Origin of the sequence: Phyllobacterium sp. (genome assembly GCF_037994425.1) — a bacterium.
GTDB lineage: Bacteria > Pseudomonadota > Alphaproteobacteria > Rhizobiales > Rhizobiaceae > Phyllobacterium.
Genome location: NZ_JBBNAM010000195.1, coordinates 1 through 13,542 on the forward strand (window position 1 = coordinate 1; position 13,542 = coordinate 13,542).

11 protein-coding genes are annotated in these 13,542 nt (G+C 57.3%); all 11 read right to left on the reverse strand.

Annotated features, from left to right (window positions below):
• Positions 1–604, reverse strand: a 604-nt coding sequence (locus AAAB35_RS13865; protein ID WP_340668874.1) for an alginate O-acetyltransferase AlgF, incomplete at its 3' end; no start/stop codon positions are given.
• The gene (locus AAAB35_RS13870) at positions 601–1,926 is read right to left on the reverse strand and encodes an alginate biosynthesis protein (RefSeq protein WP_340668875.1); all 1,326 of its coding nucleotides are present in this window, start codon (positions 1,924–1,926) and stop codon (positions 601–603) included. The genes AAAB35_RS13870 and AAAB35_RS13865, both read right to left, overlap by 4 nt.
• A 16-nt stretch (positions 1,927–1,942) precedes the next feature.
• Positions 1,943–2,737 (reverse strand): hypothetical protein, encoded by a 795-nt coding sequence (locus tag AAAB35_RS13875; protein WP_340668876.1) that lies wholly within the window; start codon positions 2,735–2,737, stop codon positions 1,943–1,945.
• 18 nt (positions 2,738–2,755) lie between these two features.
• Positions 2,756–3,838 carry a hypothetical protein gene (locus AAAB35_RS13880; RefSeq protein WP_340668877.1) on the reverse strand — a complete coding sequence of 361 codons (1,083 nt, stop codon included), beginning with the start codon at positions 3,836–3,838 and terminating at the stop codon, positions 2,756–2,758.
• Between the two features lie 7 nt (positions 3,839–3,845).
• Positions 3,846–5,276, reverse strand: coding sequence for an MBOAT family protein (locus AAAB35_RS13885; RefSeq protein WP_340668878.1), 1,431 nt, complete (start codon positions 5,274–5,276; stop codon positions 3,846–3,848).
• A 1-nt stretch (position 5,277) separates the two neighbouring features.
• The gene (locus AAAB35_RS13890; protein WP_340668879.1) at positions 5,278–6,807 is read right to left on the reverse strand and encodes a right-handed parallel beta-helix repeat-containing protein; all 1,530 of its coding nucleotides are present in this window, start codon (positions 6,805–6,807) and stop codon (positions 5,278–5,280) included.
• A complete protein-coding gene (locus tag AAAB35_RS13895) occupies positions 6,800–8,236 on the reverse strand; it encodes a sugar phosphate nucleotidyltransferase (RefSeq protein WP_340668880.1) in 1,437 nt (478 codons plus the stop codon). Before AAAB35_RS13895 ends, AAAB35_RS13890 begins: the two co-directional genes overlap by 8 nt.
• Complete coding sequence (locus tag AAAB35_RS13900; RefSeq protein ID WP_340668881.1) at positions 8,233–9,372, reverse strand: hypothetical protein; 1,140 nt, start codon at positions 9,370–9,372, stop codon at positions 8,233–8,235. Before AAAB35_RS13900 ends, AAAB35_RS13895 begins: the two co-directional genes overlap by 4 nt.
• A 19-nt stretch (positions 9,373–9,391) precedes the next feature.
• Positions 9,392–10,852 (reverse strand): glycosyltransferase, encoded by a 1,461-nt coding sequence (locus tag AAAB35_RS13905; RefSeq protein ID WP_340668882.1) that lies wholly within the window; start codon positions 10,850–10,852, stop codon positions 9,392–9,394.
• A gap of 13 nt (positions 10,853–10,865) precedes the next feature.
• A complete protein-coding gene (locus tag AAAB35_RS13910) occupies positions 10,866–12,182 on the reverse strand; it encodes a nucleotide sugar dehydrogenase (protein ID WP_340668883.1) in 1,317 nt (438 codons plus the stop codon).
• 235 nt (positions 12,183–12,417) lie between these two features.
• Positions 12,418–13,116 (reverse strand): response regulator transcription factor, encoded by a 699-nt coding sequence (locus AAAB35_RS13915; RefSeq protein ID WP_340668884.1) that lies wholly within the window; start codon positions 13,114–13,116, stop codon positions 12,418–12,420.
• Positions 13,117–13,542: the final 426 nt, after the last annotated feature.

A 13,542-nucleotide genomic window follows, 5' to 3' on the forward strand; every position in this document is an offset into this window, starting at 1 on the left:
CATGATAGTTGCCGGAGGTTCCGGTTAGCACGATAGAAAAGCCCGATCGTCGCTTCAAATCCACAGTCCCCGTTTCGAGGATAGTCCTACCGTCGCTCTGGATAGCGAAACTCAATGCAAGCGGCGCCCGTAACAGAACGGCACCAGCCTCGCCTGCTGCGACATTCCTGAGAGCAACCGCCTTAGCTGCCGGAACGAAAAGATCGGCCATGCGCAGGTCGCTCAGATTGTAGAGGTATACCTGCGCTTTTGAAGGGTCATCCTTGACCGCATCCACATAGAGCTTCTCCCGGCCGTCCGCGGTGCGGGCATAGGTGTAATATTTTCCTGGCTCAGTGCTGAGTGTTGCCTTCTCGAGCCCGATTGACATTTCGATTTCGCCTGGCTTCACGATCACGTAAGGGGACATTCCCTGATCGAGATCATTGAGCGCCAGACCAGCGATGACCACCGATGTTGCCTGCGGATCGACGATCCGGACATAGGAGGAATTCGGATCGACGGGTTTGGCGTAGAGACCGGCATCGTCGGCGGTGGCGAATGTCCACTGGATCAGCAGCAGCGCCGATGCCGTGAGAAGCATTTTTAACTGGCGCACTCTCATTTCGTTTGTCCTTCCGTAAGACTGCAAATGCTGACCGTGGCGCTTTGAAGCGACATCTGGTCAAACGCGAGCTGAAAGGTGTGCGCGGCGCGCGAGCCGAAATAACGGACAGGGAAGTAGTATCGGCCGCTTGAAACGACACGGTCGGCGCGCCAGATCCCACTTTCGAAAAGATGGCCGTCATTCAGCCGGAACTTGAGCGCGGCATGGCGGCTCTGATCATTGCCGGAATAGGCATAGATGACGGCATGATCGGGAACCTGCCCGGCGCTCACGGAGACCGACAAGGCGTTATCACCGGCGGGTGATATCTGTGTCCTGTCAACAGTCCGGCACGCTTGTCGGGCGGCCGCCATAAGCTCGATCAACGGCGTGTCACCGAACTTGCCGAGATTGTTGTAGATCGGATTTTCCCACACGAGGACCTTCGGCCGATGATTGAGGAATGCTTCTGAGGTCATGTACGAAGTAATGGAACCAAACTGGTCACCCCCCGAAATGGCAAAATTGGTAACGGGCATCGCCAGCGACTGTGACAGGAACCCATCGAAGTTGGCGGCGGCAAGGTCCGAGTAGCTCGTGCCGACCAAGACAATGGACTGCTCGGGCTGCGCGTCACCAAAGATGTCGACAGCGGCGGCGGGAGCTGTTTCGGTCGTCCCATAGCCCTCGGTGACCGCTGGTGGTAGCGCCTTGGTGCAATTTTCCTGGAGGATTCGCCGCATTGTCGAGATGATCTGCATCTCCCCCAGGGGACGCGTCTCGAACGTATTGCTCGTGGCGCGGGCGAAACCCGGCAGTTTCGACATCGTTTCGGCAACGACCTTGGCCGCCGCCTCAGCGCCGGCCGATGTCCAGTGGAAATCGGCCTGCAAGAAGGCCGCCTTGCCTTGTGGCAAATGTCTCATTGCGTTCAGAACGTCAACTGTTATGACACCGCGCGCGTTGAGCTTTTCAACAACGTCCTTATAGGCAAACTCAGCGACGTCATAGTCAAAGCCGTATTCGTGTGCGGCCTCGGGCAGGTATTGCGGCATGACGAGGCTCTTTGTCGGAATCGGTACGTAAACAAGCGTTGTTCCGGTCGCCGCAAGTGCTTCATCGAGCGCGCCGATGAGTTCCGCGATGTGATTTGAGAGGGGATGCTGCATGCGAAGGTCAGCCATGACCCGATAAAAATAACCCTCCTTGCCCTCCAGAGTGGGCAGGGCCTGGTTGGATTCGAGGTTTGCGCAGCCATAGGCAGACGATGATGCCGCGGGTACGATCGTGGCGCACGTGACCAAAAGCAAACCGGCAAGAATGGACATGCATTTAAGCATTGCTGATGCTCCGACCTTACTCATCGACCTGAAACGCGCCTGTCACCGGTGTACTCTCAAGGCTGCGGACGACCGCCGCGGCGATCGTCTTGACCTTTAGATCATTCGATCTTTCGGCGATATGGAGATAGTTCAGGGCTTCGGCCCTGTCGCTCTCGTCCGGTAGCCCTTCGGAAATCATGGCAATAGCAAGGTCAAGGGCGGTCTTGCCATCGCCCCCCTTTGCGGCCTGACGCTGCAGATCTTCTGCCACTTTCAAGTTCAGACCGAAGGGGTGCCCACTCTTATAGAACCTGATGAGCGCTGCTGCGGCGACGGGGTTGCCACGCGCAGCATGGTCGCGGAGCGTCGTTTCTGCGTAACGCAGTCGTGCCTCGGAGAGGTTTGCGGGGTCCCGCGCCAGAAGCGACACCAGTGGCCCGACGGCGCCCGCCCGACCCGTACTGCAAGCAATCGTGTAATAATGAATGGCGTCGGCGGTGAGATCGGGATTGGCCGACAGTCGCTTGCCAACAAACAGGGCGGCAAGCCCGTCGCCCTTGTCGGCGAGCGTCTGAACCTCCCGATAGGCTACGCTGCGTTGCGAAATCATGCGCTTCCTGATTGATTGAAGCTGGGCGCTTGGCAACTGATCGGTGCGGGTGATCCCTTGCGCAAAACTTTTCCTGTAGCGTTTCTCCGCGGCCTTCTCCTTTGCCGTGAGGGGCGGCTTGGTTTGTTTTGACGGCGATGTTTCGGCGCGGGAACCGGGATTGCCGGCAAGGAGGCTTGCCGCGAGAATTGCGTTTGAAAGAAGGATCGAGATGCGCATGCGCTTAGCTCCTTCAAGTCACTTGCCGCCGCTCCAAAGGTCCGGGTCGGTCAAGTAGCGAACCGGAAACTCCCAGATCACCATCGCCGGCGATGCATCCCTGAAGGTTTCGCCTTCGAGAAATTTTCGCATTGGAAAGACTGGGCCGCGTCCCACTTCGGCGACGTTCAAAATATTCTTGCCTAAAGCCGCCTCGAGGTAATTGGCAAACGACCACGCCTCGGTGGCGCTGTAGCTAGTGCCGACAAGCGCTACCGGAAACTGGGCTTCGTTACCGAACAGGTCCCCCACAACATCCTCGCTCGCCCTTTGCGGCTTTTGCGGAATGACGGTTTCAGGGCCGAGTCCAACAAGCTTTGCAAGCGATCCACTAGTGACGAACTTGACAAGGTCGCCGTCGACGACATCGGGCTTTTCATCATCGAGCGCCACCAAAGTTTGAAGTTTGCCTGTCTGGCGCGCCGCCTCGAAAGCAACGGTCTTGGCACCCAAAGGCGTCCAGTGCGTGTCGGTTCGCAAGAAGACGGGACCGGTTTTCTTCGCCGCCAACAGGGCGGCACGGGTATCGGCATAGTCGATTCCGGCGGCGGCCAGCGCCGCGATGAAGGCCTCGTAACGGGCCTCGGATGCCTCGGCAAACCGCGGTTCATCGGCCTTGTCGCGATAAATGTCATTCTTGGCTGGTAATGGCACGATGATCAAATGGGCGCCGTGGCTGCGCAAGGTTTCTGCGATGGCAGATATCTGCTCAATGCTTGTCGCCATTCCCATTTCAGGCTTGTCGAGGCCGCGAAATTCCTCAATGGAAAACAGCCAGCCGTCGGCTCCGACGACAACGCCGTTCCGACCCTCGCCGAGCATCACGTAGCGGGCAGCGCCAATCAGCTCGACGGCGATCTGTCGGTGCGGAAGTTCGCCCCTGTACATTGTTTCGATATCCTGGGTGAACCCACCATGCATGATACCCGAAACGGTTTCCGGCACCTTGGCGAAGGCGCGAGCGACTGTCTCACTCACATCCACATTTGCCACCGCCGCGTACCCGAACAGAAGCGCGGGGAGGATCAATTTTGTGACTGTAATCGACAGGTTCGAGATCATGGAAGCCTCAAAACTGAAAATAGAGGAAAGGTGAGTAGCTCATCTCAGCCAAGCGCAAGACTGTGACCAAGCCCAGAAGCGTCGTCAGCAGCGGCAGAGCAAGTGAGGCGCGCGCCAACGTTGCCACGCCGTTGGCCGAGCACGGCACGACGACGACGCCCTCGCCCTTGATCCAGGGCTCGGCAGCAACGACGAAACATGCCGCGGCAAGGGTCAAGAGGGCTTCGTGCGAAAAGGCAAGCGCAAGCGGCGCACGCACGCCGACGCCGTTGAAGCCAATCATACCGGCATACATGGCAAGTGCGTCCTTGACCGTCGGGGCGCGGAACATGACCCAACCGATCAATACGCACAGAAGTGTCAACGGCAGCGCCACCCAATCTATCGGGGTCCGCCGATTCCATCCGCTTGCCCGCTCGATGGCAAGCAGGATCCCGTGCCATCCGCCCCAAAGGACAAAGGTCCAGTTCGCGCCATGCCAAAGCCCGCCCAACAGCATCACGATGACAAGATTGAGATAGGTTCGCCTCGGACCGAAACGGCTGCCACCTAGCGGTATGTAGAGATAGTCTCGCAGCCAGCTCGACAGGCTAATATGCCAGCGGCGCCAGAACTCGGTGATACTGCGGCTGATATAAGGAAAGTCGAAGTTGCGGGTGAACTGAAATCCCATCATCAGGCCGAGCCCGATCGCCATGTCGCTATAACCGGAAAAATCGAAGTAGAGTTGCATCATGTAGGCAACCGCTCCAAGCCAGGCCTCGACGAGCGTGGGATGATTGCTGGCGAAAACCGCATTGGCGATCGGCGCAACCGGATCAGCAATCAGCACCTTCTTGGAAAGTCCAATGACAAAAAGGGCGGTTCCGTCGGCGAACTTTTCGAGTGTGTGCTGGCGCGACTGGAACTGTCCCGCCAGATCCTTGAAGCGGAGAATGGGTCCTGCGATCAGCTGCGGAAAGAGCGCCTTATAGGCGGCAAGATCAATGAAGCGGCGGGTTGCGGGGGTTGCGCCGCGATAGACGTCGACGAGATAACTGATCGACTGGAACACATAAAAGGAAATACCGATCGGCAAAATTAGCCGCCAATGAATTCCAAGGCCTGCCGCATCGGTCCCGACGAGGGTTGCGAAGCTGTCGATGAAAAAGTTGAGATATTTGAACGTGCCGAGGACGACAAGGCAGCCAGCGATTCCGATGCTGAGATAGGAACGGCCCCGAGCACTCTCGCGGTGAGTTTCGACCAGTATGGCGAATGCATAGACCCAGACGGTCGTGCCAAACAGCAGGAACAGGAAGTCAACCCGCCACCATGCATAGAACAGATAAGATCCGACGAGGATTGTCAGCGAGCGAAAGCGCGTGGGTGTTGCATAATAGGCCAGAAGGAAGACCGGCAGGAACAGGAACAGGAAGATTTCCGACGAAAACACCATGTCAGTTATCTTTCCTGTTTGGGCAGGCCGCAAGATCATATGGCGAAAAAGCCGCAAAGCCCGAAAGGCTGTGCAAGCCTTTGCCCCTTATCTCGGAAAGCTGAGCTGGGGCTGCAGCCGTCTGAGCGAGGAAATCGCCGACAAGCGCCGCAAAATCGCCGGCGCCAATGCGCGGCAGCTGTTTGGCAAAGTCGTTTTCAGCTAAAAGGACAAGGCCTGTCTGATCACCGCTAAGTCCGAAACGATTGGCTACAAATGTATTGCCGGTCACCTTTGAAAAATCATCGTCGAACTGTTCGCCAATCGATAGCCCGGCAAGCGCATTGTCGGCGATAAGATTGCCCGAAACCTGCGTTGCAAGGCTTTTGCGGATCGCGATGCCTCGCGTGCCATTGGCAAGCACGGTGTTGTTGCTGATGCTGACACATGCTGCGGAGTCGACGCTAATCCCGCTGTTCGCATTCAAGGCGACAAGATTGCCGTCGATTGCGATCGAAACCGAGGCGTCGTTGACGTAGATGCCTTGCGCTGCGCTGGTGAAAATCGCGTTGCCCTTGACGGATACGCGCTTTGAAGCGTGGCTGATCTTGATGCCGTGTGCGTCGATGCTGTGCGCAATGACATTGCCGCCGATCAGGAGGTCATGGGCATGGATGGCCACAATAGCACTGCCGGTGCTGTCGACGAAGCGATTGTCTAGGATATCGATGTGGCCTACATCCTGCAGCGTCACGCCTTCCATGCGCTCGAAACTGTTGGATTGAACCCGTGATTGGCGATCATTGAGGCCGAACTGCTGATTGACGAATGCTACTCCCGATGATTCGGGAAACGCACCAAAACCGAGATCGCTAAAGCTGCTGTCCCTGAGGACCGCAGTCCCGGTAAAGGTGGTCAGCACGAAAGGTCGGAAACCGGCGGCGCTCACTTTGTCTGGTGCCATGCCCTGAATGTGGGCTTTGGTAACGTGCAACTCCCCTGCATTCAAAATGAAGCTACCGTTCGTACCGTCGAGGCTGAGGGTCTCGCTGGGCGCGAGTAAAAGACGGCCGCCGTTCCAGATGACGATGGGACGATGCGCCACGTAACCGGCGGGTGTTTTCTCCAGATACCTGTCATGGCCACGGGCCTTGAGCTCGGCCTCGAGGTCGGCCAGGCCGAAACTGCCGCTTTCGATGACAATCGCCGGGCCGTCCGCGATCGGTTGTGCGCGCACAAGGGCGTCGATGAAATCCTTGCTGGCACCGATACTGATCCGGCGCAACATCAGGTCAAGACTGGACTGGCTAAGACGTCTTTGGGCGGCCCCGGGTGTGGCCTCGCCATGGTCGACGGCGATCGGCAGGACGCCTGCAAATGGACCGAGCAGGGCTGCCGAGCGCAATATGTCCGCCCTTGAAATATCGGGGCTGCGTGCCTGGGACGCAAGGATGCTTGCCGAAAGATGCCTGCCGCCAGGAAGGTCCGAGGCAACGACCTTATTAGCGCACAAGAGCGTCAGCATCACCAGCCACGGCGCGACTTTATGCATAGTCGATCCTTCCAAGATCGCTTTGAAGACTATGCAGCGGTGGCGAGACGTTCGCGGCTTCGATCGTCAGGCTGATTTCAATGACCTCAGCAACCGTGTCGCGTCGATTGATGAGCATGGCATTCATCGCCGCGTCCAGCATTTGCGAGGTACCGGCGGCGATAAGTTTGTGGCTGCGTCCCTGCACCAGTTGCAGGCTGCCTTTGACTACCGCAAGCATCCTTGAAATGCCTGTCGCGCCCTCAATCTCAAGGGCGTTGCCAGCGTCAATGCTCAGGAGGTCCATGGTAAACCCCCTCCCCCGCTGCAGATGTCTCAAGCTGCCCCACAGGGTAATTTCCGTCCGGTGGCATTCGGCTTCGCGCCGCTTTAACAACACCAGTTGCTCGACAATCTTCTTGACGTCCTGGGCGCTGGCGCGGTTGGTCACCAGCAAGGCATCGTCGGTATCAACGATCACGACGTCGCTCATGCCGACAACAGCCACCAGCCGATCACCACCGCGCACAAGCGAACCGCTGGTATCCATCAGCATGACATCGCCTGAGGCGACGTTGCCACTTTCACTCTTGTCGCCGATTGCATGGAAGGCGTTCCAGGCGCCGACGTCATCCCACTCGATGGCGGCTGGCGCGAGGGCAATATGCCTGGTGCGCTCGAACACGGCCTTTTCCGTCGGCAGGCTCGTTGCCTGACTGAAGCAGGACTCATCGAGAACCAGGCCCGCCGCGCTCGGCAGGGGCTTTGCGCTGCGAAGAGCCGCAGAAACCGCATGGTATGTGCCCGGATCGTAGATCTGGTACTCTTCAATGATGCGATCAGCCCTGAACATGCTGATCCCGGAGGCCCAATAAGCAAGTCCGGTATCGATGAGGGACTGCGCCAATCCGTCGTTGGGCTTTTCGATAAAGCGGTCAACCCGGTGAAGGCCCGGGTAATGGTCGAATTCGCCACCATCCATGATGTAACCGTAGCCTTTTTCCGGATAGCGCGGTTCAACGCCTATAGTGACGATCAATCCGTCATGCGCAGCAGGACACATGTCGACGATGAGGCGATTGATATCGCCTCTGATCATATGGTCCGAGGGCAGCACGACAAGCACCGCATCCTTGTTCTCGCTGATAAGGCAAAGCGCGGCGGCAAGTACAGCCGGGCCGGTGTTGCGTGACACGGGTTCGGTGATGACGCGCGCCTTGCACTGAAGGTCCCTGAGCTGGCGGGTCGTTGTCTGAAAATGTCTCTCGCTCACACATATGATGGGTTCACAAAAGGCAGCGCTGCGGTGGCGCTGGACCGTTTCCTGGAAAAAGCTCAAGGAGCCCTCGCCGCCGACCGGCTGAAATTGCTTGGGCTGATGCGCGCGCGACAGCGGCCAAAGGCGGGTACCGATGCCGCCACATAGAACGAGCGGGTATAAGTCCGTCATGGCGCGACCTCCGCTGCAAAGAGCCGGCTTGACTTCACACGCCTGACTGCTGCCGTGACCCAGGCTGGTGTGGAGTCGAGCCGGACGTTGACCGGTCGGCCAATCAAGGCGTCATCGATGGGTCTTGTGGGTAGAAGGCTAACGGCGATGGTACTGGCAGCGTTCTGGCCCGCTGACAAGGCAAAGCGATCGATTTCGGCGCGTGCCGGCACCACCTCGCCGCTGGGCAGGTCGATCTTGGGAATGGCGCCGCCAGCCAACAGGCGCAGATCGGACGCATCAAAATTCGAGCGAACAATGGGAGCGGCATCCTTCTTACTCAGGAGCATGAGCGTTTCTCCCGGTGAAACCGTCGACCCATTCTCCACGCTCTTGTCGATGACGCAGTCACAGGGCATGGCGACCGTCACCGATCCACCATTGGATGCCAGGATGGAATAGGCTGGCTTGCCCATGACCGCATGGCGATCGACAAAGGCGAGCTGACCTCCGACAGTTGCCTTCAGCGGTGTCGTGCTTTTATCGACAATCGAAACGCCCGCCACCTCGGCAATGAAAAGTCGCTTGCCCAGGGCGTTGGCGGCGACGAGTACGAGCACCAGCGATGCGCTGGCGACAAGCAGGGTTCCGAGTAACCGCCTGAAACGACCGGCCCGCCTCACCGGCTGTGCGCCGGGGGCACGCGCCACACTCGCGCTCTTGCGTGGCGCATCGATGACGCCGTTCATGTGCACGTAATCACCAGCGAGCCAGGAGTTGAGAATATAGCGCAGGTGCGGCATGTGAGGGCCGGTTGGTTCGCAAAATTTCAGGGTTAACTGCCCGGTTTCAAGGCTTTCGGACGTCACCTTGACTTCGATCGGAATGGCGATCGAGAAGCCATCGAAATTAAACCGGAAGGCAGCGAATTTGCTGAGGCCGACCAAGTGCCTGTTCGCCAGTCCGGCGACCCTTGCACCGACCATTGAGATTGCAGTTCCCTCATAGGTTCGCCCATCCATTCCGACGGCGAACGGCAGTTGAATGAAGGGATGTTCGTTGTCCTCGATGAGGTCCGGTCGCTGTTCGGCCGTTCCGAAGCCGTTGGCGGCATATCCCCGTTCTCGTTCTTTGTTAAGATGGTCTACGGTCGTCATCAGACTTGGCCCTTATCAGCTAGATGGTGGCACCAGAGATCATGAAGGCCGCAAGCAGCAACCAGCAGCATGCGAGCAGGTGGACATAGGCTGAAGAAAGCGCGCGCCAGCGCGCCGAAGTGCGGGAGGCGTTCCAGGCTGTTGTCGACGACTGTCGCGTCCAGCGTTGGCGATCGAGTCGAAACAGCACGTAGGTTTTGACTAGCGCTCCGGTGATCTGGCTGAAATAGAGAAGAAACGGATAGCTGATCGGAAACGAACCACCAAAGCTTCTCAGGATCCAGCAATGGACATAGCGTGTGAACATTACCCAGGCGATATATAGGGGCAGGATTACTGGGCTGATCATGAAAGTTGACACGATCGCCGTCGTCGGTCCGAGCAGCGTCGTCCACATCGATATGCGCTGATCGAGCAATGACCACCAGGTGAACAGTCCGATTCGGCCAGGCCCGAGCGCGATCGCGCGTGTGTTGGTGCGCAGCATGTTGCCGAACCAGCGCAGCATCAGGGCGACCACCGAGCGCAGAAAGCTTGGTTCAGGCTGCGTCTCCATCGAGACCGACCGAGCGTCGGGAAGATAGACCATCTCGTAACCGTGCTTGAGCAACCAGAACCACGTCGACTTGTCGTCTCCGGTCAGAAAATCGACCGTGCCGAGGCGCCAGTGGTCGATGGAGTCGGACTGAACAGCTTTGATGAAGCCGGCGTCACAGGCAAGCCTGGCCCGAAAAGCCGAGAGGCGGCCTGTCAAGGTCAAGACGCGCTTCGACAGTCCCATCGACGACATCATCATCTGTCGTTGCGCAAAGCGCAACTTGAACCAATCGTGAAAGAGACCTGACTGCGGGATGTCGCAATCTTCGTCCGTTGTCAGCGCGCCTATGTTTTGATCCGTGAAGAAGGGAGCGGCGCTTTCGACGATGTCATGCGGCGGACAACTGTCCCCGTCGACGAATACGACGAGATCATCGCGACCAGGGCAGTTGCGGCTGATGATACGCAGCGACGCAGCCAAAGCGTCTCTCTTGCCTGTGGCAGGGATGCGATCAATGATGAGACGCAGTCTGCTCCTGCCGGTCGGCATGACAGAAAAGAGCTGTCGAATGAGGCGTTCGTCCGCCGCTTCAACCACGGAGGCCACGATCGTTGCACCGCCTCGCGAATTTGCGGCGGCGAGGAAAACCGACTGATAAACGCGTTGCGTTACCGCCGGTGCGATCTTGTAGGTGGTGACCAGAAAGAAGGCATGCGCCGGCTGGCGTTCCAGGTAGCGATCTGTCGCGACCGCTCTGCGGCGCGGATGACGGACATGAATGAACAGCTGCGCCCTTACGAAATTGACGAGGCCCCAGCTGTATCGCCACAGTCCCAGTGCACCGAGAGCAACGACCAGTCCGCCGTTCTCGGCCACATGACGGGCGGGGATGGCCAAAGCTATGTTGAGGAACGTCAAGACATAGAGCAGATGTCCGAACATGCGCCCGCTCCCCTTACCAGCAAATACCCTGGTAGTGCCCGCCGGAACGAAGGTTCGGCTTAAGGCGGGTCAGATCAACCAGCCTTTTGCTGGACGCCGCCGCAGACAGCGGCTCGACCGTCTCTTCATAGCGGTTTCCCACCAAGATGACATCCGAACATGCGATGAGTTCGTCGATGCCGGTCACCAGTCGCGCCTGCAAGTCAGGAACGGTGCCGTTGACAGGCCCCGATTTGCGCAGATCACGTCCATAGGCGAAGCTGACACTGGGGTCGTAGACCCTGACGTCGAAACCTTTGGAAATCAGCCGCGCGGCAAGCTCGGCAAGTGGGCTCTCCCTCGTATCATCGGTACCCACCTTGAAGCTTATGCCTACAAGTCCCACGGATTTGCAGCCGCTATTTTCCACCATTGTCTCGGCGCGCGCGATCTGGCCGATATTGGCCTCGAGCACCGCGTCCAAAAGCGGGGTGACGGTCGATTTTTCGCGGGCGACGTGCCGCAGCGCCCTCAGATCCTTTGGCAGGCAGGACCCGCCGAACGCAAAGCCGGGCCGCAGGAAATATGGTGACATACTCACCTTGTCGTCACTGCAAAGCACCTGCATAACCACCTGGCCGTCGATGCCGCAAGCTTTGGCGATATTGCCGATTTCGTTAGCGAAGGTAATTTTCACGGCACGCCAGGCATTGCTGGCATATTTCACCAGCTCCGCGGTCGCCAACGGCACGACGTGGCAGGTGCAGGGTAGATTGTTGCACAAATCTCGAAGCTTATCTTCGGTGGTCTTGTCGATTGCACCAAAAACGACAAGACCGGGATTGTAGAAATCCTCGATTGCGCTGCCTTCGCGCAGAAACTCGGGGTAATATCCGACACCGAATTCCTTGCCGGCCCGCAACGATGAGGCTTCTTCCAGGACGGGTATGCACACACTCTCCAGTGTGCCTGGAACAATTGTCGATCGCACCACGACGCAGTGATAGGCGCCCTTTGTGGCGAGCGCCGCACCGACGTCATGACAGACGCGCCGCACATAGTCCAATCCGACGGCACCAGACTTGTCGCTTGGTGTTCCGACACAGATGAAGCTGATATCCGTCGCGGCGATGGCGGCTTCGCAGTCCGTCGTGGCGCAAAGAGCGCCACTTGCGACATTTTTCGCAAGAAGCGGTTCGAGCCCGGCTTCGACGATCGGCGCCCGACCGCGGTTCAGGGTGTTGACTTTATGCGCGTCGACGTCGACAGCGATGACCTTATGGCCGTCATTGGCCAGACACGTGGCCGACACGGCGCCGACATAACCAATACCGAAAACACTGACCTTCATATCTCGTCCCCGCTCAACGAATGTCACGACGAATGCAGAAAGTTTGCATTTTTGGCTGACCCGAAATTTTATCAGGCATTAAAGAACTTATGTCGGAACTCCGAGAAAACCAGTCAGGATTTTAACTATAAATGTCGTAAAAAAGGGAATTAGTTCAGTATTTATTTCAAAAATTACACATATATACGCACTCGATATGAATATTCATATCGAAATTCAAGTAAATGAATCCATATCAATTAAAGTATGTACTAAACCATCCTTTCGTCATGCCATATTTGACGATTGACGCGCGAGTCGACAGGCGCAATTTATCCGCGGCTCGTGACTTGTACGTTTCAATCGTCTTTGTGCTCACTTTCATTTCAGCGGCGATTTCCTTGACGCTAAAGCCGAATGCGATCAGCTTCAGGACCGCTTCTTCCCTCGCACTTAGGCTGCCGCTGCCAAAGGCGCCCGGCTTTGCGCCAGAACCATTGATCGTCGAGCAAAACGATCGGATGTTAAGTTCGGGAAGGCTATTGAAAACCGCCGTGCTGAGAAAATGGCCGCCATTTGCTACGATGGTGACTGCCTTGGTGATTTCATCAACGCCGTCGGTTTCTAGCAGGATATCGAGGACGCCATCGGCGTAGATTTGAGGGATTCGCTGTTCGCAAACCCGGTCAATGAGATATATGACCTTGAAGTCCTTGCCGAACGACTCTGACGCGATCTGACGCAAGTGCACGCCTTCGGTCTCGTCCGACTCTTCGGCAATTTCCTTGATAACAACATCCGGCAGTGTCCTGATCACGAAATCGTTGACCGATTCCGCCGGCCGCTTCGAGTCAATGAAACAGATGGACGCGTCGTGCTCTATGCTTCCGAATAAATGATCCGTAGTCTGCGCCGAGCGTGTTATCACCGCGACGCGATTCTTCTGAATTCCCATGAGAGTCCCTCATTGCTGACGAAACGTCCCCCAAAAATTCTCTCTGCGGAAATTTTTTACAGCGAATGGACTACGCCGCTGCGCACCGATAGCACCAAATATGCCCCTTGAAGAAAGGGCATCATTTATAGGGTGGACCAGGATGTCAAGTAGATAGCAATGATACAAAGCAAACTATTAAGATAGCCTATTTGATTTAGTTTTATCTCTATTATGTACTATCATCTACTACTTTAGGTTTGTTGCCATTACCCATTTTGCCAAGTCCGGATGAATATGCCAACAGCCGGCGGTCGACTCATGGCCTGGCTCGCCTAGCCCCCGGAGCAGGATCTTCCCGCAATCGCGCCGCCCACACCGCGCCCAATCAATGCTGCAGGGCCGTCGCTCGCCGCGGCGAGTGAGTGCAAACGGATGGCATTGTGA

Excerpts from the sequence above, each read along its gene's own strand:
- AAAB35_RS13870 (WP_340668875.1), bottom strand. The coding sequence starts at position 1,926 with ATGCTTAAATGCATGTCCATTCTTGCCGGTTTGCTTTTGGTCACGTGC.
- AAAB35_RS13875 (WP_340668876.1), bottom strand. The coding sequence starts at position 2,737 with ATGCGCATCTCGATCCTTCTTTCAAACGCAATTCTCGCGGCAAGCCTC.
- AAAB35_RS13880 (WP_340668877.1), bottom strand. The coding sequence starts at position 3,838 with ATGATCTCGAACCTGTCGATTACAGTCACAAAATTGATCCTCCCCGCG.
- AAAB35_RS13885 (WP_340668878.1), bottom strand. The coding sequence starts at position 5,276 with ATGGTGTTTTCGTCGGAAATCTTCCTGTTCCTGTTCCTGCCGGTCTTC.
- AAAB35_RS13890 (WP_340668879.1), bottom strand. The coding sequence starts at position 6,807 with ATGCATAAAGTCGCGCCGTGGCTGGTGATGCTGACGCTCTTGTGCGCT.
- AAAB35_RS13895 (WP_340668880.1), bottom strand. The coding sequence starts at position 8,236 with ATGACGGACTTATACCCGCTCGTTCTATGTGGCGGCATCGGTACCCGC.
- AAAB35_RS13900 (WP_340668881.1), bottom strand. The coding sequence starts at position 9,372 with ATGACGACCGTAGACCATCTTAACAAAGAACGAGAACGGGGATATGCC.
- AAAB35_RS13905 (WP_340668882.1), bottom strand. The coding sequence starts at position 10,852 with ATGTTCGGACATCTGCTCTATGTCTTGACGTTCCTCAACATAGCTTTG.
- AAAB35_RS13910 (WP_340668883.1), bottom strand. The coding sequence starts at position 12,182 with ATGAAGGTCAGTGTTTTCGGTATTGGTTATGTCGGCGCCGTGTCGGCC.
- AAAB35_RS13915 (WP_340668884.1), bottom strand. The coding sequence starts at position 13,116 with ATGGGAATTCAGAAGAATCGCGTCGCGGTGATAACACGCTCGGCGCAG.